The organism is Streptomyces sp. NPDC039424 (genome assembly GCF_055639495.1).
In genome coordinates this window covers 501,899-527,832 of the sequence record NZ_JBVKAI010000004.1, presented here as the reverse complement: position 1 = coordinate 527,832, position 25,934 = coordinate 501,899, and the positions used below count along the sequence as shown (strand labels likewise).

Here is a 25,934-nt window from a genome sequence, read left to right as displayed (position 1 = left end):
GGTAAACGCTACGGGCAGGTTCACGGTTCCAGAAGAACCCCGAACCTGCCCGTAGGGGACTACCCCGAGCCCGGACGCAGCGCTCGCCGAGCGTTACGCGGGAACGATGTTCACCAGCTTGGGCGCCCGCACGATCACCTTGCGGATCCCGGCACCGCCCAGCGCGGCGACGACCTTCTCGTCGGCCAGCGCCACCTTCTCCAGTTCCTCGTCGGAGATGGACGGCGGCACCTCCAGGCGCGCCTTGACCTTGCCCTTGACCTGCACGACGCAGGTCACGGTCTCGTCGACGACGTACCGCGGGTCGGCGACCGGGAAGTCCTGGTGGACGACCGAGTCGGTGTGGCCCAGCCGGCGCCACAGCTCCTCGGCGATGTGCGGGGCCAGCGGCGCGATCATCAGCACCAGCGGCTCGGCGACGGAGCGCGGTACCGCCGCGCCCGTCTTGGTCAGGTGGTTGTTCAGCTCCGTGAGCTTGGCGATGGCGGTGTTGAAGCGCAGGCCCTCCAGGTCCTGGCGCACACCGTCGATCGCCTTGTGCAGGGCGCGCAGGGTGTCCTCGTCGGGCTCCGCGTCCACCACCGTCAGCGCACCGGTGGCCTCGTCGACGATGTTGCGCCACAGCCGCTGCAGCAGCCGGAACTGGCCCACCACCGCGCGCGTGTCCCACGGCCGGGACACGTCCAGCGGGCCCATCGCCATCTCGTACAGGCGCAGCGTGTCGGCGCCGTACTCGGCGGCGATCTCGTCCGGAGTGACGGCGTTCTTCAGGGACTTGCCCATCTTGCCCAGCAGCCGGGAGACCTTCTCGCCGCGGTAGTAGTACGCGTCGTCGCGCTCCTCCACCTCGGCGGCCGGGACGGCGATGCCGCGGCTGTCGCGGTAGACGTAGGCCTGGATCATGCCCTGGTTGAACAGCTTGTGGAACGGCTCGGCGGAGGAGACGTGCCCCAGGTCGTACAGGACCTTGGACCAGAAGCGGGCGTACAGCAGGTGCAGCACCGCGTGCTCGGCGCCGCCGACGTACAGGTCGACGCCGCCGTGCGGCTGGCCCTCGCGCGGGCCCATCCAGTACCGCTCGATCTCCGGGTCGACCAGCTTCTGGTCGTTGTGCGGGTCCAGGTAGCGCAGTTCGTACCAGCAGGAGCCGGCCCAGTTGGGCATGGTGTTGGTCTCGCGGCGGTACTTCTTCGGCCCGTCGCCCAGGTCCAGGGTGACGTTGACCCAGTCCTCGTTGCGGGACAGCGGCGTCTCGGGCTGGGTGTTGGCGTCGTCCGGGTCGAAGGTGCGCGGCGAGTAGTCCTCGACCTCCGGCAGCTCCAGGGGCAGCATCGACTCGGGCAGGGCGTGGGCGATGCCGTCCTCGTCGTAGACGATCGGGAAGGGCTCGCCCCAGTAGCGCTGGCGGCTGAACAGCCAGTCGCGCAGGCGGAAGTTGACGGTGCCCTCGCCGATGCCCTTGCTCTCCAGCCACTCGGTGATGCGCGCCTTGGCCTCGGCGACGCCCAGGCCGTCCAGCGAGATCTCGTCGTTGGAGGAGTTGATGATCTTCGCGTCGTACGACGCGAAGGCGTTCTCCCACGTCGTGGTGTCGGTACCGCGGCCGTCGGTCGGCTCGACGATGCAGTGGATCGGCAGCTCGAAGGCGCGCGCGAACTCGAAGTCGCGCTGGTCGCCCGCCGGGACGGCCATGATCGCGCCGGTGCCGTAGCCCATCAGGACGTAGTCGGCGATGAAGACCGGGACCTGCTCGCCGTTGACCGGGTTGGTCGCGTACGCGCCGATGAAGACGCCGGTCTTGTCCTTGGCCTCGGCCTGCCGCTCGACGTCGGACTTCGAGGCGGCCTGCGCGCGGTAGGCGGCGACGGCCTCGGCCGGGCTCGCGTGGCCGCCGGTCCACACGTCGTGGGTGCCCTCGGGCCAGGCGGCCGGGGTGAACTTCTCGACCAGCGGGTGCTCGGGCGCCAGGACCATGTAGGTGGCGCCGAACAGGGTGTCCGGGCGCGTGGTGAAGACCGTGATGCGCTCGCCGTCGATCGGGAAGTCGACGCGGGCGCCCTCGGAGCGGCCGATCCAGTTGCGCTGCTGCAGCTTGATGGCCTCGGGCCAGTCCAGCGCGTCCAGGTCGTCCAGCAGCCGGTCGGCGTAGGCGGTGATGCGCATGTTCCACTGGCGCAGCTTGGCCTTGAAGACGGGGAAGTTTCCGCGCTCGGAGCGGCCGTCGGAGGTGACCTCCTCGTTGGCCAGCACGGTGCCCAGGCCGGGGCACCAGTTGACGGGCGCGTCGGAGGCGTAGGCCAGGCGGTATCCGCCCAGGACGTCGGCGCGCTCCGCGGCGGTCAGCGCGCTCCAGGAACGCCCGCCGGGCACCGCACGCTCACCGGACTCGAACCGGGCGATCAGCTCGGAGATCGGGCGGGCCGTTCCGGCCTCGTCGTCGTACCAGGAGTTGAAGATCTGCAGGAAGATCCACTGGGTCCACTTGTAGTAGTCCGGGTCGATCGTGGCGAACGACCGGCGCTTGTCGTGGCCCAGGCCCAGCCGGCGCAGCTGGGACTTCATGTTGTTCATGGCGGCCTCGGTGGTGACCCGAGGGTGCTCGCCCGTCTGCACGGCGTGCTGCTCGGCGGGCAGGCCGAAGGCGTCGAAGCCCAGGGTGTGCAGGACGTTGTGGCCGGTCATCCGCTGGAACCGGGCGTATACGTCGGTGGCGATGTAGCCCAGGGGGTGGCCGACGTGCAGGCCCGCACCGGAGGGGTACGGGAACATGTCCATGATGAACTTCTTGGGCCGGGCGACCAGCTCGGGGTCGCCGGCCAGGTCACCCTTCGGGTTCGGCGCCGCGTAGGTGCCCTCGGCGTCCCAGAAGTCCTGCCAGCGTGCCTCGATCTCGGCGGCCGTCGCGGCCGTGTAGCGGTGCGGCGCGGCCTCCGCCGAGACGGCAGCGGCGGCAGCGGGGTTCGTCTCGCTCATGATCCTCAAAGCTCCATCGGTCGTCTCTGCCTGCGGCTGTGACATTCAAAGAAACGAAAAATCCCCTCACACAGGAGGGGACGCCGCGCCGATGCCGACCACTCGGCTCCTCACCGACGGTCGGGACTGATCAGCGCGGCCCGCTAAGCAGAAGGCGTACGGCACGCATGGCGTTAGGGTACCGCAGGCCTTGAGCAAGCCGCGACGCGCTTCCGTATGCCTTGTTGACAACGTCAGCCACGGGACCAAGGTCAACCGTTACTTCGCGTAACACCCTCTAAGGGACATCACAGCAGGTGGATTGTCCTTTGATAACAACGCAATAACTCAAACCTCGTACTGATCGGTATGGCGCCATTTAAAGTTCGGCAGCGGGACCGCTTTCCCGAACCGCTCGGAGTTGCCCCCATGAACCCTCGTCGTAGTAACACCTCGCTCCCCAAGCCCGGCCGGTCGGCCTATGGGGTGGCGACGGCTGTCGTCCTGCTGCTCATACCCGTGGTGGTGCTGAACGGAGGCGTCTGGCTCCAGGACTTCCTGAACTTCGGTGCGGGCGTGCTGTCGCTCGTCAGCCTCACCAGCTCGGTGATCTGGGGCCTGGTGACCCAGGACCGGATCTTCCTGAACACCCGCCAGCGGATCATCGCCCAGGGCATCCACCGGGTGCTCGCCGTCGGCTCGATCGCGTTCCTCCTGGTGCACATCACCATCAAGCTGGCCCTGGAACACACCGTCCTGATCGCCGCGCTGATCCCCTTCAGCCTCGGCGTCACGGGCACGGGGGGACTCATCGGTCTCGGCTCCCTGGCCGGCCTGCTCATGATCTTCGTGGGTGTCACCGGCGCGCTGCGCAACCAGTTCGCGACCCCGGCACCGGTCGCGGCGCGCTGGCGCGCCATGCACATGCTGGCCTACCCGGCCCTGTGCGCGGCACTGATCCACGGCCTGTTCGCGGGCCGCGCGGCGAAGCCGTTCTTCATGGTGTCGTACGAGCTGTGCCTGCTCGGCATCATGGCCGCCCTCGCCCTGCGCGCCGCCCCCCGCCCGGTCAAGCGCAAGGTCGCCGACCGTCTCGTCGGGCTCCTCGGCACCGAGGAGCGGCGGGACCTCGACGACCTGGACGCCAGCCGGGCCAGGATGACGGAAACCACCTCCGGCATGTCCTCGCTGCCCGGCTACGAAAGGCAGGCGGCGTTCGCCGACACCGGCTCCTCCCCGCGCGCGAAGGCGGCGTACGACACTCCGGCCCGCCCCATGACACCGGAGCCCGTGTCCGGATTCGCGGCCGCCTACCGTGCCACCTCGACGCCCGGACAGTCCCAGCAGCCCTTCGCGGCCGGCCAGACCGCGCGCATGAACGTGCCCATGGACATGCAGCCCACGGAGGCGATGCCGCGCGTCGACGGCCCCTCCAGCACCTCGGGCAGCTGGCCGATCCCGTCCCCGCCGCCGGTCGGCGAGGCGCCCCCGTCGGCGTACGACCCCCTGGCCGACACCGGATACACCACCCCGGTCTACGGCAATCCGGGCACCGCCGGGTACGGCGGACGTGATGTGTACGACACCGGTGAGACGAACGCCCGCTACGGCACGTACAACTCGAACGACACGTACAACAGCGGTCCCGCCAATGAACCATCACCCGGTGCGTCCTACGACTCACCGGGTTCGGGCGAACCTTGGAACACGCCTTCCGGAGGCTATAGGTGAACGAGGCCCTGCCCGACGTCCCGGAAGTCCGCGTGGTCGGTCTTCCCCAGCTCACGTCGGGCTTCGACCTTGTCGAAAGACTCGATTTGCCCATGCACCTCAAGGTGCACGGGCCGCTCGAACCGTTGGGCGGCGAGCAGCTCGCGCAGCTCGCCGAAGCCATCAACCTCAAGGGCCGCGGCGGCGCGGGCTTCCCCTTCCACAAGAAACTGCGCTCGGTCGCCGACTCGGCGATCAAGCGCGGCGTCAGGCCGGTCGTGGTCGTCAACGGCAGCGAGGACGAACCGGCCTGCCGCAAGGACACGGTCCTCATCAACCGTGCCCCGCACCTGATCCTGGACGGCGCGCTGCTGGTCGCGGAGGCGCTGGGTGCCCGCACGCTCGTGGTGGGGGTCACCCGTGAGTCCACCCAGCGCTCCATGGAGGCCGCGCTCGCCGAACGCGGCCTGAGCAACGGGCGCCGGTCGGCGCTGAAGGCGTTCGTCCAGCGCAACCCCATCCGCATGGTCACCGGCGCCGCCGCGTCGCTGATCCGCTCCATCGACGGCGGCCCGGCGGTCCCGCCCGGCCGCAAGGTCAGCGCCTCGCAGAACGGCGTCGGCGGCGCGCCCACGCTGCTGTCGAACGCCGAGACCTTCGCCCAGCTGGCGATCGCCGCCCGCATCGGCCCGGAGCGGTACGGCAACACCGGCCTGTACGACGAGCCGGGCACCGTCATGCTCACGGTCTCCGGAGCGGTCGCCCGCCCCATGGTGATCGAGGTCCCCACGGGCGTGCCGCTGCGCTACGTACTGCAGCTGGCCGGTGCCCCGCCGGTCCCGCAGGGCGTGCTGACCGGCGGCTACCACGGCAAGTGGATCGACGCGGCGACGGTCAACGAGGCGATCATCTCCCGCAACTCCCTCGACGCCGTGGGCGGTGCGCTCGGCGCCGGCGCGATCCTGCCGATCAGTCAGGAGACCTGCCCGCTGGGCGAGTCGCTGCGGGTGGCCCAGTGGCTGGCCGAGGAGAGCGCGGGGCAGTGCGGACCCTGCTACCTCGGTCTGCCGGCCGCCGCGCGCGGCATGGAGGACATCCTCAACGGTGGCGGCCCGGCCGCCCTGGAGGCCCTCAAGCAGGTCGCCAAGAACGTCAAGCGGCGCGGCGCGTGCTCGCACCCGGACGGCTCCGCGATGTTCCTGGAGTCGACGATCAAGGCGTTCACCGACGACCTCGCCGCACACGTCCTCGGAAACGGCTGCGGACGGCCCGTGGAGGGCGTTCTGCCGCTCTTCGAGGACGGCAAGATGCCGACGGGCATCCCGGGTGGCGGAGAGCCCGAGGAGACCGGCGACAGCCGTCAGAAGATCTACGTCGACTGGACGCTGTGCCGAGGCCACGGGCTGTGCGCCGACATCCTCCCGGAGGTCTTCGAGCTCGGGGCGGACGGCTTCCCGACGGTGGCTCAGGCGAAGGTGCCGCGCTACGCCGAGGCCAAAGCTCTACGCGCGGTGCGCCGCTGCCCGGCGCTCGCCCTGCGCATCGAGGAGGACACCCGCTCCCAGGCCCCGGCCCGCAACCTGCCGGTCCTCTCCCAGGGCCGCGGCCGCCGCGCTCTGGGCCGCTGAGCACACGTACGGCGGGTCGCCCGGTCACGGGTGGCCCGCCGCTTTCACGTCTCTTTCGCGCTCTTACCGACTGCCCTGGAACAGGGAACGCCGAAGGCGGATCACTCGATCGAGTGATCCGCCTTCGACTTCTGTGGAGCTAAGGAGAATTGAACTCCTGACCTCCTGCATGCCATGCAGGCGCTCTACCAACTGAGCTATAGCCCCTTGCTTTGTTCCGCCCGGCTTCCCCGGCGGCGACGCCAACATTACACGGTCGACGGGGTGCAGTACCAAATCGTTTCCGTTCTGGGCCGGTACGGAGGCTAATGTCGCCGTTCGTGACCGTGATCGCGCTCTCCGGAGCCCACCGTCGTACGTCGGCCGCCCTGGGGGCGTGCCTGCTCTCCTTCACGGCGTTCTGGATGGCGCAGCGGGCCGCGCACGTGTCGATGATCGACCTGATGGTGTACCGGGCCGAAGGAGCCACCGTCCGCGCGGGCGGCGACCTGTACGCGCTGCGCACGACCGCCGCGCATCTGCCCACCACCTACCCGCCGTTCGCGGCCCTGCTGTTCACGCCTCTGACGCTCGTGGACCCTGCGGTACTGCGCCCGCTGGCCACGGCCGGGAACCTCGCGCTCCTGGTGGTGTTCGCGCGGCTGTCGCTGCGACTCGTGGGGCACGCGCGCGTGGAGGCCGCCTGGTGGGTCGCGGCGGGCGCCGTGTGGTGCGAGCCGGTGTGGACGACCCTGCGCTACGGGCAGGTCAACCTGCTGCTCGCCGTCCTGGTGCTGTGGGACCTGTCACGCCGCCCCGGGGGCCGCCTGGCGGGAGCCGGGGTGGGGCTGGCCGCCGCGGTCAAGCTGACGCCCGCTCTGTTCGCGGTGTTCCTGCTGGCCGCCGGTGCCGTGGCCCGCCTCCGGGGCGGCGGCGGGGGGCCGTTGCTGCGGCACGCGCGCGGGGCGGCCGGCGCGTTCGCCGGGGCGACGCTGCTGGCGGCGGCCGTCCTGCCGTACGACTCGTGGCGGTTCTGGACCCGCATGGTGTTCCGTACGAGCCGGGTGGGGAACGCCGAGGAGACCGCCAACCAGGCCCTGCGCGGCGTACTGGCGCGGCTTCTGCACACCGGGGACCCGGGAGCGCTCTGGGCCGTCGCGGCGGCCCTGGTGACCCTGCTGGGGGTGGCCGTGGCGGTCGCGGCGGAGCTGCGCGGCCGTCGGGCCTGGGCGGTGACCGCCTGCGCGGTGACCGCGCTGCTGGTCAGCCCCGTGTCCTGGTCGCACCACTGGGTGTGGTGTGTGCCACTCGGGCTGCTGCTGTGGACGCGCGGACAGCGGGCGGGCGCCCTGGGCACGGCGCTGGTCTTCTGCTCGTACGCACTGTGGTGGGTGCCACACGGGCCCGAGCGGCCCGAACTGCACCAAGGATGCGCCGAATCGGCCCTCTCGGCCCTCTACGCGGGAGCCGGTCTGCTCTTCCTGGCGCTCGCCGGACATCGTTGCCGAGGTCCGGCGGACATCAGACCGTGACGAACGAGTAGAACCGCTTGAGCGTGCAGTGCTCCTCGAGGAGCCGGCCGTAGATCGGCTCGCCCTCCAGCTCACGGTACGTCTCGATCGGGTCCCCTTTTATGATCAGCGCCCGCGCGCACTCCTCGCACCAGTACTGGTAGTCGGGGTTGATCGGCTCCATGTCACGGACGATGGGAGTACCGCTCCCACACCAGTCGCACTTCCGCCTGTGTGCACCCATCGATCAGCTCCAGCTGTGGCCGCAGGCCGTGCACACGTAGGAGATCCCGCCGTTGTCGCCGAGGACTTGGGCCACATGGCCGGAACCGCAGGAAGGGCAGCTGAGCCGGATGGCCGTGTCCCGTATCAACGCCGCATCGAGGAGGTGGCCGACCTCCTCGAGGATGCTCGCAGGCATCGCTACTCCCTCCCGTCGGGCCGCGCTCCCTTCCGGCCGTTTGATTCTGCCACGGCCGGACCAATACGGTCAGCGACGCCTCAGTACCAGTCCGGACACAGCGCCCACCGCCGCCGGTCCGGCGGGCGCCCCGAGCACACACTGAAAGCGCCTTTCACAGAGGTATACGCCTGCGGGGCCCCAAGTGACTCAAGCCCGTTCGGGGACGTTGCGTCGCAGGATGCCGAGTGCCCGGAGAACAGAAAATCCCGCCCCCCTGCGGGGACGGGATCCTCATCACCGATCTTTGGCGACTCGACCGAGTGCCGATCCGTGGAGCTAAGGAGAATTGAACTCCTGACCTCCTGCATGCCATGCAGGCGCTCTACCAACTGAGCTATAGCCCCTTGTCCACGCGGTCGAGCCGCATGGTGTTTCGCCCCGCTCGGCGGGGCGAACAAGAAGAACTTTAGCCTGCGACCAGCCGGAAAGTGAAATCCGCGCTCAGTCGTCGTCGCCGAGGACGGGCTCCGGCAGAGTGCCCGCGTTGTGCTCCAGCAGCCGCCAGCCGCGCACCCCCTCGCCGAGGACGGACCAGCAGCAGTTGGAGAGGCCGCCCAGGCCCTCCCAGTGGTGGGGCTCCAGGCCGAGGAGGCGGCCGATGGTGGTGCGGATGGTGCCGCCGTGGCTGACCACCACGAGGGTGCCGTCCTCGGGCAGCTTGTCGGCGTGCCGCAGCACGACGGGGGCGGCCCGGTCGGCGACCTCGGTCTCCAGTTCACCGCCGCCCCGGCGGACCGGCTCGCCGCGCTTCCACGCCGCGTACTCCTCGCCGTGCCGGGCGATGATCTCGTCGTGCGTCAGTCCCTGCCAGACGCCCGCGTAGGTCTCGCGCAGGGCCTCGTCGCGGGTGATCTCCAGGCCGGTGAGGGCAGCGAGCTCGGCGGCGGTGAGCGCGGCCCGCCGCAGGTCCGAGGAGACGATCGCGTCGGGCCCCAGGGAGGCGAGCAGCCGGGCGGCGCGCCGGGCCTGGCCGACGCCGGTCTCGGTCAGCTCGACGTCCGTGGAGCCCTGGAAGCGGCGCTCCACGTTCCACGCGGTCTGGCCGTGCCGCCACAGGATGATGCGGCGGCCCCGGCCCTTCCTGTCGGTCACCTCACCGGTGGCGCTCATCGCCACGCTCCGCCCGGCTCGTCGGTGTCCTCGGCGGCCTGCAGCTTGGCGTGCTCCTCGGCCTTGCCGCGGGTGGCCTTGGCGTCGGCGGGCAGCTCGATCTCGGGGCAGTCCTTCCACAGCCGCTCCAGCGCGTAGAAGACGCGCTCCTCGCTGTGCTGGACGTGGACGACGATGTCGACGTAGTCGAGCAGGATCCAGCGGGCCTCGCGGTCGCCCTCACGGCGCACCGGCTTGGCGCCGAGTTCCTTCTGCAGCCGCTCCTCGATCTCGTCGACGATCGACTTGACCTGGCGGTCGTTGGGCGCGGACGCCAGCAGGAAGGCATCCGTGATCGACAGCACATCGCTGACGTCATAGGCGATGACGTCGTGGGCGAGCTTGTCGGCGGCCGCCTGGGCCGCGGTGTTGATGAGTTCGAGAGATCGGTCTGTGGCGGTCACTACTTGGCTTTCCGTCGGCGGTCACTGGACATCAAGGGTCTCATGAGCCGCCCGGGGCACCCCACGTGATGAGCGGGTCACGTGGGGTGCCGCCACCGGTCTAGGAGGACGACGGCTTGTAGTCCTGGCCGAGGATCACCGAGACGTCGGCGTTGGAGCTGACCGTGCCCTTGGTCACGGAGCCGGTGGGCAGGCCCAGCGTCTTGGCGACCTCGGTCGCGTTCTCCTTGTCGGCGGCGTCGGCGTAGATCACCTTGGACGTCGCCCGGGCGGAGGGTGGCGTGCCGGCCTCCAGGAAGGTGAAGCCGCCGTTGAGGAGCACCACGCGGGCCTTCTCGGTGTCGTCCTTGACGCCGGTGGCGTTCTGGACGGAGACCCGGACGGCGGAGCCCGCGTCGGGGCTCTTGGCGGTGCCGCCGAGGATGTCCTTGACCACGCTGTCGCTGGTCTGGGCGCTCAGCGTGCCGTCGGTCTGCACCGGCAGCAGCGCGGACTTGTAGTCGCCGCCCTTGGCGAGGTCGGCGAGCTTGGCGAGGAAGGCACCCAGGTCCTTGTCGGTCAGCGACGGGTCGAGGATCTGCGCCAGCGTCTGCACGGTGACGGTGGCGGCCGACGAGTCGGAGGACATCTTGCGCAGGACGCCCTGCATGACCTGGCCGAACCGTTGGAGCTGGGCGTTCTGGGCCTCTCCGGGGGCGCGGTAGGTGGCGTAGGCGACGGCCATCTTGCCGCTGAGGGTCTGGTCCTTGCCCTTGTGGACGAGGAGCGAGCCGCCCTTCTTCTTCGCGTCCGGGTCGGGCACGTCGGCGTCGGTGTCGATGTCGATGTTGCCGACCAGCTCGACGAGGTTCTGCAGATAGGGGGTGTCGAGGCGCCAGGTGCCCTCGATGTTCGTGCCCAGGACGGTGTCGAGCTGGTCGCGGGTGCCGGAGGAGCCGTCCTCGTCGACCGACTTGGCGAGGGTCGTGGTGGTGCCGTCGTCGCCGGTCAGGGCGAGGGAGTTGGGCAGCAGGACGGTGGTGCCCTGCTTGGTGGTGGTGTTGTCGACGAGCAGGGCCGTGGAGGTGCCGCCCTTGCCGGTGTTGTGCAGGTGGACGACGATCACGTCGCGCTTCTGGGCGCCCGCGGCCGTCGTGGTGCCCGACTTCGTGCCGGAGGAGGACAGGCCGGGCAGTTTTCCGGCGAACCAGAGGTAGCCGACACCGCCGACCGCGACCAGCGCGAGGACGACGACGAGGGCGATGACCCGGCTGCGGGCGCGGCGGCGGGCCTCCTCGCGGCGCTCGGTCCGGTTCTCGGTGAACTTCAGCCAGTCGATGACGTCCTCGGAGTCGCCGTCCGGCTCCTCGACGAAGGCGAACTGCTCGGTGCGGTAGTCCTCTTCGGGTGCGGCCGGGGCGTCCGCCGCCGCGGCCTCGGCCTCGGCCGGTCCGGCCTGCTGCGGGATGTAGGCGGTCTGCTCGGCGACCCGGGGCTGCCGGCCGCCGGCCGCCGTCTGCCCGTAGGGGTCGTACGCCGGGGCGGATCCGGTGGCGCCGGATGTGCCGGTGCCGTAGGGGTCGTAGGAGTCGTAGGCGGGGGCCGGCGGCTGCGAGCCGGTGGCGTACGGGTCGTACGACGGTGCGGGCTGCTGCTGCCCGGTGGCGTACGGGTCGTAGCCGTATCCCTGCTGGGCGTACGGGTCGTAGCCCTGCTGCGGAGCCTGCTGCGCCGGGATCCGGCGGTACACGGGCTGCCCGTACTCGTCGTAGCCGACGAGCTCGTACTGGTCTTCCCCGTACCCCGGGTCGTATCGGTCGTTCACCGGTGCCCCTCTCGGCTCACTCGCCGCGGTACAGCTCGCGCTTGTCGATGTAGCGCACGACTCCGTCCGGCACCATGTACCAGATGGGGTCGCCCTTGGCGACTCTCGCGCGGCAGTCTGTGGAGGAGATGGCGAGCGCGGGCACCTCGACGAGCGAGACCCCGCCCTCCGGGAGCCCGCGGTCGGTCAGCTGGTGGCCGGGGCGGGTGACGCCGATGAAGTGCGCGAGGGAGAACAGCTCCTCGCTGTCGCGCCAGGTCAGCAGCTGGGCGAGGGCGTCGGCGCCGGTGATGAAGAACAGGTCGGTGTCGGGGTTGAGCGCGCGCAGGTCACGCAGGGTGTCGACGGTGTACGTGGGACCGCCGCGGTCGATGTCGATGCGGCTCACCGAGAACTGGGGGTTCTCGGCGGTCGCGATGACCGTCATCAGATAGCGGTCCTCGGCCGGGGAGACCTTGCGGTGGGTCTTCTGCCACGGCTGGCCGGTGGGCACGAACACCACCTCGTCGAGGTGGAACTGCGCGGCGACCTCGCTGGCCGCCACGAGGTGCCCGTGGTGGATCGGGTCGAACGTTCCGCCCATCACTCCCAGGCGGCGCTTGCCCGTGTGCGCGGGGCCGTTGCCCGGCCGGTACTCGGGGGCCTTCACCGCGTCGTCGGCCGTCTCGTCCGCCGGACCGGTAGGCATGTCCTGCTCTCCCATGCGTGCAGACCCTACCGGCCCGGCCTGAGAGGCCCGGTCGCCCGGTTCAGCGGTCGCGGTTGAAACGGGTGGTGATCCACAGCAGGAGCAGCAGGATGACGAACGCGCTGCCACCGGTGACGTAGGGGCTCAGGCTGTTGTGGTTTCCGCCGTGCTCCTCGCCCTCGGCGGCGAGGGTGACCAACTGGGCAGCGGTGCTGTGGAAGCTCATCTTCGGCAGGACCTATCCGGTGTGGGCGGGATAAAGACGTCGGCTCATCGTAAGCGGGCGGCCGGAGGCCGATCACGCCGACTCCGCCGTCGGGGAACCTCGCGGGCGGCTCAGTCGTCCTTCCGTTTGTACCCGCGCAGCAGGAACCAGGCGGTCAGCACGCAGCCCAGGACCATCACGATCAGTACGATCCGGAGCAGATTCCCCGCCCCGTGCTGCGGGGCGGCACTCGCGGCCTCGGTCAGCCAGGCGGCTGCGGAGATGTGCTCCATGACGGACTCCTTCGGCTGTACTGCCCGTCCACGGTATCTCCGCCTAGGCTGGGCCCTGCCTCGGGGGCAGACGGGGCACTTCAGACGCACATGGGGGAAGACATGTCCGACGACGGCCAGGCACTCGGCGGGGACGGGAACGGGAACGGGAGCGTGCCGAGCAGGCGGCGCAGGCGGTTCCCTGGCATCTCCTCCCGTGCGTACGAGCATCCGGCCGACCGCTCGGCCCTGGTGGCACTGCGGAAGCTGAGCGGCTTCGACACGGTGTTCAAGGCGCTCAGCGGGCTGCTCCCGGAGCGCAGCCTGAGGCTGCTGTTCCTGTCCGACTCGGTGCGCGTCTCGGACCAGCAGTTCGCGCACCTGAACGACATGCTGCGGGACGCCTGCTACATCCTGGACCTGGAGAAGGTCCCGGCGATGTACGTCACACAGGACCCGCAGCCGAACGCGATGTGCATCGGCCTGGACGAGCCGATCATCGTGGTCACCACGGGACTCGTCGAGCTGCTCGACGAGGAGGAGATGCGGGCGGTCGTGGGCCACGAGGTGGGGCACGCGCTGTCCGGCCACTCGGTGTACCGCACGATCCTGCTGTTCCTGACCAGCCTCGCCCTGAAGGTCGCCTGGATACCGCTGGGCAACCTGGCGATCCTGGCCATCGTGACGGCGCTGCGGGAGTGGTTCCGCAAGTCGGAACTCTCGGCCGACCGGGCCGGCCTCCTCGTCGGGCAGGATCTGCGGGCCTCGATGCGCGGCCTGATGAAGATCGCGGGCGGCAACCATCTGCACGAGATGAACGTGGACGCGTTCCTCAAGCAGGCCGAGGAGTACGAGGCCGGGGGCGACCTGCGCGACTCGGTGCTGAAGATCCTCAATGTGCTGCCCCGCTCCCACCCCTTCACCACGGTCCGGGCGGCCGAGCTGAAGAAGTGGGCCGAGTCCCGGGACTACCAGCGGCTGCTGGACGGGCACTACCCGCGGCGCAGCGAGGACAAGGACACCTCGGTCAGCGACTCGTTCCGCGAGTCGGCGGCGAGCTACGCGAGCGACGTCAAGAGCTCCAAGGACCCGCTGATGAAGCTGGTCACCGACCTCGCCGGCGGGGCGGGGGATCTGGGTGGCCGGGTGCGGCGCGGGTTCAACGGCTTCACGAGCACGCCGCCGTCGAAGGACCAGCCACCGGCGGACACCCCGCCGCAGGACGAGGACTGAAACCTCACACCTTCGGCTCCGCCCCGGTGGCCAGCGTCCCGCACAGGGCGGTCGCGCTGCCCGTGGCGTAGGGGTCCGTGCCCGCCGGGCCGCCCGCCTTGGCGGTCTGGCCGGCCAGGAGGGGGTGCAGGTGGTTCGTGGCGTCCTCGGCGCAGGAGAGGGGGCCGGCCTGGACGTAGGAGACGACCAGCTGGACCTGGTGCGTGCGCAGGTCGTCGCGGTCGAAGCGGAAGGTCAGCTCGCGGCGGACGGTGAACAGGGACACGGGGGCCTTGGCGCCGGCGCCGGTCGGCCGGAGCGCGTAGACGAAGGTGTGGTCCGCGGTCACCTCCAGCGTGGAGGAGTCGGTCTCGGCGGCCTGCAGGCTGCCCTGCACGCGGATCTTCCGGTCGGCCAGCTCGGCGCGGGCGGGGTCGAGGCGGACCAGCCAGCCGGTCGGGGCGTGGCGGCCGTCCGCGGCCGGCTGCTCGAAGCTCTCGTCGAACTGATCGAGCTGGTCGGGGTCGACGAGGGCGCGGGCGGGCTGGACCTGGCTGCTGTCGAGCACCTCGGGGTAGAGCGAGGAGCGGACGATGTAGTCCTTGGCGGCGGTGAGCGCGCCCACCACCTGGCTGTCGGAGAAGTGCGCGGTGCTCCGGGAGGCGGGCAGCGGTATGCCCTCGGCGCCGATGGCGAACTGCGCGGCGGGGCTGTGCGCGTACAGGTACTCGGCGTCGGACGCCCCGGGCACCTTGCCCTGGGGGACGAGCGGGATGACGGTCATCCGCAGGGGGTCGACGGCCCGCCGGGCCGGGGTGGAACCGTAGGGGTGGCGTACGCCCATGTAGATCGCGGTGCCGAAGGCCACGGCGATCAGCAGGACGAGGATCAGCGCCTGCCGGGACAGCCCGCGGTGCAGGGAGGGGCGGCGGCGGACCGCGGGCGCGTGGTCGGCCATGCGCTCCCGCGCGGAGTACTCCTGGAGGCGGGCAGCACGGACGAACGACTCGTCGAACACGACGGATCGGTACTCGTCCTCTCCACCACCGGGGCCGCCCTCGGGTGTCCCCTCAGGTGGTTCTCCAGGCCCGCCCATACTTTCAGAGTAGGTCTCGCGCGCCTCAGGTAAACGCCCTGCCGCACGACAAGTTCTGACAGGTTCTCACCAAGGGCGGCCCCCGCTGCTCAGGGCGAGCGCGGGATCGCCGAGACCGCCGGCTGGGAGGAGTCGGCCGAGGCGGTGGGAGCCGCCGCGGTGCCCTGTTCGAGGCCGGTCGAGGCGGGTGGCGGCACCTGGTCCCGGCTGTCCGAGGAGCCGCCGCGGTAGACCGCGGCGAAGGCCAGCGCGACCATGCCGACGCCCATCACCAGGGCGAGCAGCCAGGCGACCGGGCGGTGCCAGCGGACCGGTTTGCCGTAGCTGTCGGGGGCGCCGTACCGGTGGGCCAGGACGTCGGGGTCGTCCAGGTCCTCCAGGTCGTCCAGGTCCGGATCATGGCTGAGATCGGTGCCCTCGGGGCTGTACCGCTCGTCGTACCGCTCGCCTCTGGCGCGGGCGCGGCGGGCTTCGGCCTCGGAGGCCTCGGCTCTGGCCTGCGCGGCTGCCAGGAGGCGTTCCACGGCGGTCGGCTCGTGCACCACGGCCGCCCGTATGAAGGCCTCGTCGAAGACCACGGAGGCGAACTCATCGTCCGACACCCCGTGGTCGTGGTCGTCGTCGGGCTCCCAGCCGTCAGGGAACGGCGTGCCCCCCACGTCCTCCGGCACGGATCCAGAGTAGACCTGGGGGGTCAATTTGGGCAGACGGTACGGAAATTCATCCGCCTGGTGAGACGCCTCTCACGCCCCCGTCCCACGCCCCGTCCCGCGCCCGTCAGCGCCGTACGTGCCCGTCTCCGGTCACGATGTACTTGGTGCTGGTCAGCTCGGGCAGACCCATCGGGCCGCGGGCGTGCAGCTTCTGCGTGGAGATGCCGATCTCGGCGCCGAAGCCGAACTGGCCGCCGTCGGTGAAGCGGGTGGAGGCGTTCACCGCGACCGTGGTCGAGTCGACCAGCTGGGTGAAGCGGCGGGCGGCCTGCTGGGAGGTGGTGACGATCGCCTCGGTGTGACCGGAGCTCCACAGCCGGATGTGCGACACGGCCCTGTCGAGGGAGTCGACGACGGCGGCGGCGATGTCGTACGAGAGGTACTCGGTGTCCCAGTCGTCCGGCGTGGCCTCCACCACGGTGGCCCGGGAGTCCTTGGCGTACGCCATCACGCGTTCGTCGGCGTGCACGGTGACCCCGGCCTCGGCGAGGGCGTCCAGGGCGCGGGGCAGGAACTCGGCGGCGATGTCCTGGTGGACCAGCAGGGTCTCGGCGGCGTTGCAGACGCTGACCCGATGCGCCTTGGAGTTGATCAGGATCTCGACCGCCATGTCGATGTCGGCCTGAGCGTCGACGTAGACGTGGCAGTTGCCGGTGCCGGTCTCGATGACGGGGACGGTGGACTCGGCGACCACGGTCTGGATCAGCGAGGCGCCGCCGCGCGGGATCAGCACGTCGACGAGGCCCCGGGCGCGCATCAGCTCGCGCACGCTCTCCCGGCTCTCCCCCGGCACGAGCTGCACGGCGTCCGCGGGCAGCCCGGCGCCGCCGACGGCGTCCCGGATCACCCGGACGAGGGCGGTGTTCGACTCGTAGGCGGAGGCGGAGCCGCGCAGCAGCACGGCGTTGCCGGACTTCAGGCAGAGGGCTGCGGCGTCGACGGTGACGTTCGGCCGGGCCTCGTAGATGATGCCGACCACGCCGAGCGGGACGCGGACCTGGCGCAGGTCGATGCCGTTGGGGAGGGTGGAGCCGCGGACGACCTCGCCCACGGGGTCGGGCAGCTTGGCCACGTCGCGCACGTCCGAGGCGATGGCGCGGATCCGCTCGGGGGTGAGGGTGAGCCGGTCGACGATGGCCTCGCTGGTGCCGTTCTCCCGGGCCTTGGCCACGTCCTTGGCGTTGGCCTCGACGATCTCGCTCGTCCGGACCTCCAGGGCGTCCGCGATGGCGAGCAGCGCGTCGTCCTTCACGGCACGCGGCAGCGGCGCGAGGTCGGCGGCGGCGGACTTGGCGCGGTAGGCGGCCTGGGTGACCGGGGACATCGAGTCGTACGGCGAGAGCGTGGTCATAGGGGAAGCGTAGTGCGCCCCGGAGGGCCGTTCACGGTGTGTTCCACACCCCGAGATGGGATCAAAAGGGGTGGACCCCTACGGGTGTGGCGGGCGGCGGGCCGTAGCCCTCGGCGACGCGCTGGTGGTAGGTCTCGCGGTCGATGACCTCCAGGCCGACGATCTCCCAGGGCGGGAGGCCGGCCGTCTGCCGGTGCTCGCCCCACAGGCGCAGGGCGACGGCGGCGGCGTCGTGCAGGTCGCGGGCCTCCTCCCAGTAGCGGATCTCGGCGTGGTCGCCCGCGTATCTGCTGGTCAGGAGGAAGGGGTGGTCGTGGGCGAGCTGTTCCAGGGCGCGCCGCAGGTCCGCCAGGGGGACTTCCTTCCCGGAGACGCTGAGGGTGACGTGCCACAGGCGGGGCAGGTCCTTGGGCTCCTCGTAGGTGTCCCCGGCCGCGACGCTCGTCAGAGCACCACGGGACGCCGCCGCCCCAGGGCGCACTCGTCTCACGACGGCCTCCTTCACGCAGTGCCCGTGGCGGGGCGTGCGCCTGAAACACGCCCCTGAGCAAAGTTGAGCAGGCCGCACGGCTTCGCGTGGCGGTTTTACGGAACGTCGCCCACCGGGGGCGGCCGTCACGACCCGTTTTACGAGTGCAGGATGACGAGGTCGTCCCTGTGTACGACCTCGCGTTCGTACTCCGGGCCGAGCTCGCGCGCCAGCTCCCGGGTCGAACGTCCGATCAGCCGGGGGATCTCCTTGGCGTCGAAGTTGACGAGCCCGCGGGCCACCGCGCGGCCGGTGCCGTCCCGCAGCTCGACCGGGTCGCCGGCGTTGAACTCGCCCTCGACGGCGGCGATTCCGGCGGGCAGCAGCGACGTACGGCGCTCCACGACCGCGCGCACGGCCCCGTCGTCCAGGGTCAGCGACCCCTGCGGCGTGGAGGCGTGCTGGAGCCACAGCAGCCGGTCGGCGGAGCGCCGGCCGGTGGGGTGGAAGTAGGTGCCCGTGTCACCGCCGCCCAGCGCGTCGGCCGCGTGGACGGCGCTGGTGAGCACCACGGGGATGCCCGCGGCGGCCGCGATCCGGGCGGCCTCGACCTTGGTGACCATGCCGCCGGTGCCGACGCCGGCCTTGCCCGCGCTGCCGATCTCGATGCCCGTGAGGTCGGCGGGCCCCCGCACCTCGGCTATCCGCGAGGTGCCGGGCCTGGTCGGGTCGCCGTCGTACACGCCGTCCACGTCGGACAGCAGCACCAGCAGGTCGGCGTGGACGAGGTGGGCGACGAGGGCGGCGAGGCGGTCGTTGTCGCCGAAGCGGATCTCGTCGGTGGCGACGGTGTCGTTCTCGTTCACGACCGGGAACGCGCCCATGGCCAGCAGCTTGTCGAGGGTGCGGGAGGCGTTGCGGTGGTGGGCGCGGCGGCTCATGTCGTCGGAGGTGAGCAGCACCTGGCCGACGCGGACGCCGTAGCGGGCGAAGGAGGCGGTGTAGCGGGCCACGAGCAGGCCCTGTCCGACGCTGGCGGCGGCCTGCTGGCGGGCGAGGTCCTTGGGGCGGCGGCGCAGCCCCAGCGGCGCGAGTCCGGCGGCGATGGCGCCGGAGGAGACGAGGACGATCTCCTTCTCCCCGCCGCTGCGGATCTTGGCGAGTACGTCGACGAGTGCGTCGACGCGGTCGGCGTCCAGGCCGCCCGAGGCGGTGGTCAGTGACGAGGAGCCCACCTTGACGACGATCCTGCGGGCCTCGCTCACAGCCTGCCTTGCCCTTGCCACCTTGGCCCCTGTCCCCTCGCGTCGGTGCGGGTCCCTGTCCGGGCAATCTACGCGAAGGAGATCGTCCGTCGCGCGTCGGTCCAGCCCCCGGACAGGCCCGTGGACAGGCGCGCCGTAACCGCGCGCTCACGTACCGCGTACGGCAAAAAGGTTGCACTGGTTGCTTATAGAAATTAAAGCTCGCACAAATTTAGTTTGAAGGTTGTGTCACCTAAAGTTCACCGCGTGAAGCGCATACTCCTCCGCTCGGGGAAGAGCCCCTACGACGTCGTCCCCGTCGAGGAGGCCCTCCACAGAGACGTCATCGCCACCAACTCGGGCAATCTGATCTTCAGTGATGCCGCGCACAAGATCCTTGAGACGCCGGGCACCGAGGTGGTCTCCAACGGGATCGGCACGGATGTGTCCGCGGCGGCCCGGATCAACGAGGAGTACGACGCCTTCGTCGTCCCGCTGGCCAACGCCTTCCGCCCGTCCTTCGAGGGCCGGCTGAGACGGATGACCAGGCTCATCGCCAAGCTGAAGATCCCCGTGGTGGTGCTCGGCGTCGGCGCGCAGACCGGGGTGGGCTACAACCCGGCCCGGCTGAAGCCGATGGAGCCGGCCGTGCGCGAGTTCTGTGCGGCGGTGCTCGACCGCAGCGCGTCGATCGGCGTGCGGGGCGAGTTCACCGAGCAGTACCTGAAGGACATGGGCTTCAGGGACGTCGAGGTCATCGGCTGTCCGTCGCTGTTCATGTACGGCCGTCAGCTCGATGTGCGCAAGCGGGCCCCGGAGCTGACGCCCGGCTCGCGGATCGCGATCAACGGCTCGCACAGCGCGGTGCAGAAGCAGGGCCTGGACCGGGTCATCGCCCGCGCCCACGAGCGCTATCCGCACCTGCGCTTCGTCGGCCAGAACCTCAGCGACGCGCAGCAGTTGCACTGGCGGGACCTGTCGGACCCGAACTCCCAGGTGACCGCGATGCCGACGCACCCGGACCACCCGATGTACCGGGAGGACAAGGTCCGCGTCTACATCGATCCCCTCACCTGGATCGACGATCTGCGCGACTTCGACTTCTCCTTCGGCTCCCGCATCCACGGCAACATCGCGGCGCTGCTCGCCGGTACGCCCGCGACCGTGCTGTGCGGGGACTCGCGGACGCTGGAGCTGTGCCGCTACTTCGACATCCCGCACCAGCGGCTCGACAAGGTGGCCAAGGACCCCGCGGCGGCGGACCCGGCGCGGCTGTACGAGCAGGCCGACTTCGGCGGGCTGGTCGGCGGTCACCCGGAGCGCTTCGAACGGTTCACCGCGTTCCTGGACAAGAACGGGCTGGAGAACACCTTCACCCACGGCGACGGCGGCGCGGCCTACGAGGAGCGGATGCGGTCGCTGTCGTTCCCGCCGGGCATCCGCCCCTGGAACGACACCGACATCACCTCGCTGACCACGCGGTTCGGCTGGCTGCAGAGCCGTATCACCGAACTGTCGCTGGACAACGCCCAACTCCGGCGGGACCTGGCACGCGCGGGAGCCAAGTCGGCCAGGACCCAGCCCAAGGCCAACGGCACCGCGGCCACCCCCGCCACCAGCGTCTACCGCCGCGCCCGCCGCGTGGTGGGCCGCCCCATCAAGCGGGCCCTGCAGGCGGGGCGGCAGTAGGCAGTGGGCACCGGACCGTAGGCACCGGTGTGTCAGGCCGCCGCCGCGAAGCCCCCCATGGGGAGGGAGCGGCGTACCTTGCGGAGGGCTCGGCGCAGGAAGGAGTTGGCGGCGGCCTCGCGGTAGCCCTCGAAGGCTCGGGCCTCGCGTGGTTCGGCGAGGTAGACCCAGTCGGGGATGCCGGCTTCCTGGGCGCGGAAGTGCGGGTAGACGAGGTAGACCCGGGTGGCCCGCTTCTCCAGGACGGCGGCGGCCTGCTTCTTGGACTTGACGAACTCCACGACGTCCGCCAGGAGTTCGGGGCGCTGCATGGCCACCAGGTGCAGCCGGAGCCGCTCGTGGACCTTCAGGCGGCGGGCGACACCGGGGGTCCAGTGGGCGTCCATCAGCGGCTTGGCCAGCTCCAGCTTGTGCCGCCGTACCTCTTCGGAATCCTTGAGGTACTTGGGCCCGAACTGCGGCAGCAGGGTGACGACGAGGGGCCGCACCATGAGCGCGTCGCGCTTGGGGCCCGCGGGGACCATCCGCGCGATCAGGTCCATCAGGGCCCGCGCGGAGTCGAAGCGCAGGGTGTAGCCGCCGGACTTGGTGACGTGCTTGCCGTCGTCCCGGCCCACCAGGTAGTAGCAGGTGTAGTCGGCGATCACCGAGACGCCGTCGGCCCGCAGATAGGCCTCCATCGTGAACAGCGCGTCCTCGCCGGTCCACAGGGACTCGTCGAACCGCATGCCGTGCTTCTCCAGCAGCTCGCGGCGGAACAGCTTCTGCGCGCTGAGCGTGAACTTGATGTTGGAGGAGAAGACGTCCGTACGGCCGAGGGTCTTGCCCCACATCGACTTGGGCGGTGTGCGGTTGATCCCCTCGACGCGGCCCAGGACCACGTCGGTGCCGTTCTCGTCGGCCATGGCGACCATGCGCTCCAGGGCCTCGGGGCCGAGCCGGTCGTCGGCGTCCAGGAAGAACACGTACCGCCCGGCCGCCTTGCCGAGACCGACGTTGCGCGGGCCGCTGGGCCCGCCGGAGTTCCGCTGCCGGATCACCGTGACCCCCATGGGCGCGCGGTCCGCGAACTCCTCCAGGTACTCCCCCGTCCCGTCCGTCGAGCCGTCGTCCACCGCGATGACCTCGATGCGTCTCGGGTCGATGGTCTGCGCCTCCACGGACGCCAGGCACTCGACCAGGTACGGCATCGCTTCGTACGCCCCGATGATCACAGTCACATCAGGCTGCGTCACGACGGTCACATTTCCCCCTTGTCATGTGTCCCCATAGTGAATGGAGCATTTCCCCCGAATCGGCTCATTCGCAATTTGTTAGACGGGTAGCCAGGTGAAGCGGTTGCCTCAACGCCGGGATTCAGTGGGATACGTCACACAGCTGCGCGACAGACACGGTTCGCGGCGGGCGGCACCGGACAGTACGCGGCACCGGTAGGGCCTGCTCAGCGGGCACGGTAAGAGCCGCACAAGAGAAACGGCCCCCGAGGAATGCTCCTCGGGGGCCGTAAAGGGCGCAGGGGCTCAGCCGGCGGTGACACCGTCCGCGTCACCCGTGGACGCCACCCGCTGACCCGGAACCGCGTTCGCCAGTTCGTCCGCCTCGGCGGGGTCGGCCGCGGTGCCGGTCACCCGGGACTCCTGGCCGGCGTTGCGGGCCTCGGCCTTGAGGGCGAGCCCGGCCACCGCGGTGTTGAACTGGTCGATGGACTTCGGCTCGTCCGGGCCCAGCAGGTACCGCTTGAGCTCGACCCGGTCGGCGGCCAGCGGGTCGGCGGCCGGATCGCGCACGGCGTCCAGCAGCCCGCCCAGCTCGGCCGCGTCGTTGGAGAGGATCACCGCGGCGCGCACCGCCGTGTTCTGCCGCTTGAACTCCTCCGCGCCCAGCTCGCCGGAGTCCGTCACCGCGTAGGGCTTGCCGCTGGCGATGAAGTCGGAGACCACGCTGGAGATGTCGGAGACCATCGCGTCGGAGACGTTGAAGCAGTCGTACAGGCGCGGCTCGGCACCCGTGATGACCCGGTGCTCCCACGCCGGGAAGGAACGCCAGTAGGCGTCGTTCCACTCGGCGCGCAGCCGGGCGATCTCCTCGTGCTTCTTGACGTCGACCAGGCCGTCGCGGGTGGCCTCGGCCTCGTCGCCCTTCTGGCCGCCCGAGAGGGACAGCTCGGCGAGACGGGCCTCGATCCGGGCCAGCTCGGCCTTGGCGCGGTCCTGGGCGGCGGAGTCGGCGGTGAAGCGCGGGTCGGCGGCACGCTGGGCGGCGGCCTTCTCGACCAGGGCGGTGATCCGCTGGTGCGCGGCCTTGGCCTCGGCGCTGACGGTGCCGGTGAAGGGGTGCGGCTTGTACAGGACGCGGACCGACGGGTCGGCCTCGACCAGCTTCTTCACGATGTTCTCGCCGGCCAGGACGATCGAGGTGTTGCCGGGGTTGCCGTCCCAGCCCTCCCAGGTGGGCGCGTACAGGACGGTGGGGATACGGCCCTCGGGCACGCCCTGCCAGGTCCGGATCGGAGCGAGCTGCGGGCGGCCCACCTCGACGATGTCGTCGTCGCGGACGCCGACGTCGGCGATGGCGTAGCGGTCGCGGCCGGCCCGGCCGGCGGTCCACACCTCGTCGTACACCTTGCTGTACGGGTTGACGCTGGCCAGCTTGTCGCTGTCGCCGTGGCCGATGAAGACGTGCTTCATGGTGGGCACGCGCAGCAGGTGGATGTTCTTGCCGACGTTCGCCGCGTAGAGCGCGACGCGCACCGTGGACAGGTCCATGTTCATCAGGTGCACCCCTCCGGGCACGCAGATGACGGGGACAGTGGTGGGCGCCATGTTGTTCAGGATGGCCCGCTCACGCAGGATGATCAGCGGCCGGGTGTCCAGCTGCTCCATCGTCTCCAGCCACATGTTGACCTGGTACGCGGAGTCCTTGGAGCCCGAGAAGTACAGCACCGTCTCCGGCTTGTAGACGGCCAGCCAGTCGTCGACGGCGGCCAGCACCCTCTCGGCGTTCGGCGGGGTCTTGCGGCCGCGCACGTACGGCATGAGCGCGAGCACGTACAGGACGCCCAGGCCGACGGTGAGCCCGATCCCGACGAACCCCGCCGCGGCCTTGTCCATGACGCCGGAGACCAGCAGACCGGCGACGGCCGCGAGATCGAGGTGGAGCATCTTCTCGGCGGAGCGGCGCAGCAGGCGGCGCGAGGGGGCGTCCGGGATGCGGATGCGGGACTTCAGGTCGACGTTGCGGGTGGCGACCGGCATCCGGCGGCGGTTGCGGATCAGGGTGACCAGCGCGCCGTGCGGGGCCTGCAGGCCGTAGAAGGCGATGAAGCAGGCGATCGCCCCGTAGAAGATCAGGTTGTCCGTCAGGGACAGCCGGGCCAGCAGCAGGACCAGCAGCAGCTGCCGGATCAGGAAGCGGATCGACAGGCCGGCCCGCACCTTGCTGAGGCGGTTGATCAGGTAGCTGCCCTTGCGGTGCAGATAGTGGTCCGCCAGGTACGTCACGGCGGCCGCGGCCGCGAAGGCGGGAACGCTCGGGACGAGCGCGGCCAGCATGAGCGCCGGGAAGCCCAGGATCATGAGGGCCGCCGCGGCCAGCTCGGCCGCGCTGCCCACCCGGGCGACGCGAATAGCGGTGGATATCACGGAGAAACCTGCTCTGAGAGGAAAAGTGCCGGTTTTGTAATGGAATGCCGCGGGTCTGCGGGTGATTCGCCAGGTGTACGGATTCAGGCCTCTGCGAACGTCCGGTGAACCGGCGACCGCAGAGGCCTGAATTCCGAAAAGCTAATTGCCGCTGATTATTACACGCCGTCCTGGCGGTCCAGAACCGAGGCCAGCGCCTGCTCGAAGCCGGAGGCCTTGGCGGCGCCCGCCGTCGGGTCCTGCTGGCGGACGTCGATGACGTGCCCGGTCAGCTCCGACAGCAGCACGTCGAGCGAGGTGCGGGCCACGGCCTCGGAGGAGAGCAGGCTGCCCGCGGGCTCCTGGCCGAAGGCCTTGGTGCGCATCGGGGTGGCGGTGCGCTCGGGGTTGATGCAGTTGACGCGGATGCCGTCGCCGGCCCACTCGTCGGACAGCGCCTGGGTGAGGTTCACCATGGCGGCCTTGGTGGAGGAGTACAGGCTGTACTCGGCACGGCCGCGGGTGTAGCTGCTGGAGGTGTACAGCAGCAGCTGGCCCTTGGTCTCCGACAGGTATTTGTAGGAGGACCGGGCGATCTGCACCGGGGCCAGGTAGTTGACCTTCAGCGCCTCCTCGATGGTGGCGTTGTCGGTCTCGGCGAGCTTGCCGATGCGCAGCACGCCCGCGGTGTTGACGACGTAGTCGATCCGGCCGGTCTCGGCGTACGCCTTGGACAGCGCGTCGTCGACCTCCTCCGGGTTCTCCACGTGGGTGCCGGTGGTGGAGCGGCCCAGCGCGTACACCTTGGCGCCGTAGGACTCGGCGAGTTCGGCGATGTCCTTGCCGATGCCGTACGAGCCACCGAAGATCACGATCGTCTTGTCGGTGAGCAGCCGGCGGTAGTCCTCCTCGCCGTTCTGCTCGGGCGCGGCGGTGGAGGCGAGCTGGAAGAGCTTGTCGGCGATGAAGACGTCGACCGGCTGCGTGACCTTCATGTTGTACTCGTCGCCCGCGACGACGTGGATCGGCACGTCCGGCAGGTACTTGAGCACGACGGAGCAGTCGTCGGTGGCCTGGAAGTTGGGGTCGCCGGCCGCGACCTCGTAGGCCCGGCGGATCGTGGACAGCTTGAAGGCCTGCGGGGTCTGGCCGCGGCGCAGCCGGGAGCGGTCCGGGATCTCGGTGATGAACTCGCCGTCCTGGCCGTGGGTGCGTGTGACGATGATGGTGTCCGCGGACGGGATGGCGACGTCCACGGCCTCGTAACGCTCCAGCGCGGCCACGCAGTCGTCGATGACGCGCTGCGACAGCAGGGGGCGGACGGCGTCGTGGAAGAGGACCTTGCGGTCCTCGCCCTCGGCCAGGCCCTCGCCCAGGGCGGAGATGGCGCGCTCGGTGGTCTCGTTCCGCGTCGAGCCACCCTCGATGATCTTCTTGACCTTGGTGAAACCGGCCTTGGCGACGATCTTCTCGATGTCGGGCACGTAGCCCGGCGCCATCAGCACGATGACGTCGTCGATCGAGTCGGCGTTCTCGAAGGTGGTCAGGGTGTGCTCGATGACTGCCTTGCCGGCGATCTTCAGCAGCTGCTTGGGGATCGACAGACCCACCCGCTGACCGGTGCCACCGGCCAGGATCACTGCGGTGGTACGGGGCTTGGCTATGTGCTGGGACACAGGTGACCTACCTTGGGGCGACAGGGAACGCGGAAATGGTCCCACTTCGGGTTACCGCAGTGCAAGGTGAGCGACCGTCGCCGCATATGTGCGCGCAAC

At 70.3% G+C, this 25,934-nt stretch carries 22 protein-coding genes and 2 tRNA genes; 5 read left to right on the top strand and 19 right to left on the bottom strand.

The features are described 5' to 3' along the window. Window positions 1–93: 93 nt before the first annotated feature. Window positions 94–2,973, bottom strand: a complete 2,880-nt coding sequence (leuS, locus tag ACZ7L0_RS13650; protein ID WP_471242621.1) for a leucine--tRNA ligase — start codon at window positions 2,971–2,973, stop codon at window positions 94–96. A gap of 408 nt (window positions 2,974–3,381) precedes the next feature. Between leuS and ACZ7L0_RS13645 the strand changes: the two genes are divergently transcribed. Next, the gene (locus tag ACZ7L0_RS13645; RefSeq protein WP_471242620.1) at window positions 3,382–4,683 is read left to right on the top strand and encodes a cytochrome b/b6 domain-containing protein; all 1,302 of its coding nucleotides are present in this window, start codon (window positions 3,382–3,384) and stop codon (window positions 4,681–4,683) included. After that, window positions 4,680–6,290 carry an NADH-ubiquinone oxidoreductase-F iron-sulfur binding region domain-containing protein gene (locus ACZ7L0_RS13640; protein ID WP_471242619.1) on the top strand — a complete coding sequence of 537 codons (1,611 nt, stop codon included), beginning with the start codon at window positions 4,680–4,682 and terminating at the stop codon, window positions 6,288–6,290. The genes ACZ7L0_RS13645 and ACZ7L0_RS13640 overlap by 4 nt, the downstream gene beginning before the upstream one ends. Before the next feature lie 134 nt (window positions 6,291–6,424). Here ACZ7L0_RS13640 and ACZ7L0_RS13635 read toward each other — a convergent pair. Beyond that, window positions 6,425–6,497, bottom strand: a tRNA-Ala gene (locus ACZ7L0_RS13635). A gap of 113 nt (window positions 6,498–6,610) precedes the next feature. On the opposite strand from ACZ7L0_RS13635, the gene ACZ7L0_RS13630 reads away from it, so the two are divergent. Continuing rightward, window positions 6,611–7,801, top strand: coding sequence for a glycosyltransferase 87 family protein (locus ACZ7L0_RS13630; RefSeq protein ID WP_471242618.1), 1,191 nt, complete (start codon window positions 6,611–6,613; stop codon window positions 7,799–7,801). Here the strand turns inward: ACZ7L0_RS13630 and ACZ7L0_RS13625 are convergent. From ACZ7L0_RS13625 to ACZ7L0_RS13585, 9 genes are all read right to left on the bottom strand, one after another. Next, window positions 7,791–8,024: a hypothetical protein gene (locus tag ACZ7L0_RS13625; protein ID WP_471242617.1), complete on the bottom strand. Its 234-nt coding sequence runs from the start codon at window positions 8,022–8,024 to the stop codon at window positions 7,791–7,793. The genes ACZ7L0_RS13630 and ACZ7L0_RS13625 overlap by 11 nt on opposite strands. Before the next feature lie 3 nt (window positions 8,025–8,027). Continuing rightward, window positions 8,028–8,201 carry a hypothetical protein gene (locus ACZ7L0_RS13620; protein ID WP_471242616.1) on the bottom strand — a complete coding sequence of 58 codons (174 nt, stop codon included), beginning with the start codon at window positions 8,199–8,201 and terminating at the stop codon, window positions 8,028–8,030. A 313-nt stretch (window positions 8,202–8,514) separates the two neighbouring features. Then, window positions 8,515–8,587: transfer RNA gene (locus ACZ7L0_RS13615), tRNA-Ala, on the bottom strand. A gap of 97 nt (window positions 8,588–8,684) precedes the next feature. Further along, window positions 8,685–9,353, bottom strand: a complete 669-nt coding sequence (locus ACZ7L0_RS13610) for a histidine phosphatase family protein (protein WP_471242615.1) — start codon at window positions 9,351–9,353, stop codon at window positions 8,685–8,687. Next, window positions 9,350–9,796 carry a ribosome silencing factor gene (rsfS, locus tag ACZ7L0_RS13605; protein WP_471242614.1) on the bottom strand — a complete coding sequence of 149 codons (447 nt, stop codon included), beginning with the start codon at window positions 9,794–9,796 and terminating at the stop codon, window positions 9,350–9,352. The genes ACZ7L0_RS13610 and rsfS overlap by 4 nt, the downstream gene beginning before the upstream one ends. Window positions 9,797–9,896: 100 nt before the next feature. After that, on the bottom strand, window positions 9,897–11,600 hold the full coding sequence (locus ACZ7L0_RS13600) for a LytR C-terminal domain-containing protein (protein ID WP_471242613.1): 1,704 nt from the start codon (window positions 11,598–11,600) through the stop codon (window positions 9,897–9,899). A 16-nt stretch (window positions 11,601–11,616) separates the two neighbouring features. Beyond that, the gene (gene nadD, locus ACZ7L0_RS13595) at window positions 11,617–12,303 is read right to left on the bottom strand and encodes a nicotinate-nucleotide adenylyltransferase (RefSeq protein ID WP_471242612.1); all 687 of its coding nucleotides are present in this window, start codon (window positions 12,301–12,303) and stop codon (window positions 11,617–11,619) included. A 46-nt stretch (window positions 12,304–12,349) separates the two neighbouring features. Further along, the gene (locus ACZ7L0_RS13590) at window positions 12,350–12,514 is read right to left on the bottom strand and encodes a hypothetical protein (RefSeq protein ID WP_471242611.1); all 165 of its coding nucleotides are present in this window, start codon (window positions 12,512–12,514) and stop codon (window positions 12,350–12,352) included. A 110-nt stretch (window positions 12,515–12,624) separates the two neighbouring features. Continuing rightward, a complete protein-coding gene (locus tag ACZ7L0_RS13585) occupies window positions 12,625–12,786 on the bottom strand; it encodes a hypothetical protein (RefSeq protein ID WP_471242610.1) in 162 nt (53 codons plus the stop codon). A 102-nt stretch (window positions 12,787–12,888) separates the two neighbouring features. On the opposite strand from ACZ7L0_RS13585, the gene ACZ7L0_RS13580 reads away from it, so the two are divergent. After that, window positions 12,889–13,998 carry a M48 family metallopeptidase gene (locus ACZ7L0_RS13580; RefSeq protein WP_471242609.1) on the top strand — a complete coding sequence of 370 codons (1,110 nt, stop codon included), beginning with the start codon at window positions 12,889–12,891 and terminating at the stop codon, window positions 13,996–13,998. Between the two features lie 4 nt (window positions 13,999–14,002). Here ACZ7L0_RS13580 and ACZ7L0_RS13575 read toward each other — a convergent pair whose 3' ends face one another. From ACZ7L0_RS13575 to proB, 5 genes are all read right to left on the bottom strand, one after another. Beyond that, window positions 14,003–15,073 (bottom strand): SCO2583 family membrane protein, encoded by a 1,071-nt coding sequence (locus tag ACZ7L0_RS13575; RefSeq protein WP_471242608.1) that lies wholly within the window; start codon window positions 15,071–15,073, stop codon window positions 14,003–14,005. Between the two features lie 89 nt (window positions 15,074–15,162). Continuing rightward, a complete protein-coding gene (locus tag ACZ7L0_RS13570; protein WP_471242607.1) occupies window positions 15,163–15,744 on the bottom strand; it encodes an SCO2584 family spore wall biosynthesis protein in 582 nt (193 codons plus the stop codon). Window positions 15,745–15,850: 106 nt separating this feature from the next. Further along, the gene (locus tag ACZ7L0_RS13565) at window positions 15,851–17,137 is read right to left on the bottom strand and encodes a glutamate-5-semialdehyde dehydrogenase (protein ID WP_471242606.1); all 1,287 of its coding nucleotides are present in this window, start codon (window positions 17,135–17,137) and stop codon (window positions 15,851–15,853) included. 61 nt (window positions 17,138–17,198) lie between these two features. Further along, window positions 17,199–17,627: a hypothetical protein gene (locus ACZ7L0_RS13560; RefSeq protein WP_471242605.1), complete on the bottom strand. Its 429-nt coding sequence runs from the start codon at window positions 17,625–17,627 to the stop codon at window positions 17,199–17,201. A 137-nt stretch (window positions 17,628–17,764) separates the two neighbouring features. After that, on the bottom strand, window positions 17,765–18,871 hold the full coding sequence (gene proB / locus ACZ7L0_RS13555; RefSeq protein ID WP_471242604.1) for a glutamate 5-kinase: 1,107 nt from the start codon (window positions 18,869–18,871) through the stop codon (window positions 17,765–17,767). A gap of 246 nt (window positions 18,872–19,117) precedes the next feature. On the opposite strand from proB, the gene ACZ7L0_RS13550 reads away from it, so the two are divergent. After that, window positions 19,118–20,539: a polysaccharide pyruvyl transferase family protein gene (locus ACZ7L0_RS13550; protein ID WP_471242603.1), complete on the top strand. Its 1,422-nt coding sequence runs from the start codon at window positions 19,118–19,120 to the stop codon at window positions 20,537–20,539. Between the two features lie 32 nt (window positions 20,540–20,571). Here ACZ7L0_RS13550 and ACZ7L0_RS13545 read toward each other — a convergent pair whose 3' ends face one another. The 3 genes from ACZ7L0_RS13545 to ACZ7L0_RS13535 all read right to left on the bottom strand — a co-directional run bounded on the left by ACZ7L0_RS13545 (window position 20,572) and on the right by ACZ7L0_RS13535 (window position 25,835). Continuing rightward, window positions 20,572–21,783, bottom strand: coding sequence for a glycosyltransferase family 2 protein (locus ACZ7L0_RS13545; protein WP_471242602.1), 1,212 nt, complete (start codon window positions 21,781–21,783; stop codon window positions 20,572–20,574). 276 nt (window positions 21,784–22,059) lie between these two features. Further along, window positions 22,060–24,150 carry a hypothetical protein gene (locus tag ACZ7L0_RS13540; RefSeq protein ID WP_471242753.1) on the bottom strand — a complete coding sequence of 697 codons (2,091 nt, stop codon included), beginning with the start codon at window positions 24,148–24,150 and terminating at the stop codon, window positions 22,060–22,062. 188 nt (window positions 24,151–24,338) lie between these two features. Next, complete coding sequence (locus ACZ7L0_RS13535) at window positions 24,339–25,835, bottom strand: D-ribitol-5-phosphate cytidylyltransferase (RefSeq protein WP_471242601.1); 1,497 nt, start codon at window positions 25,833–25,835, stop codon at window positions 24,339–24,341. Window positions 25,836–25,934 lie beyond the last annotated feature (99 nt).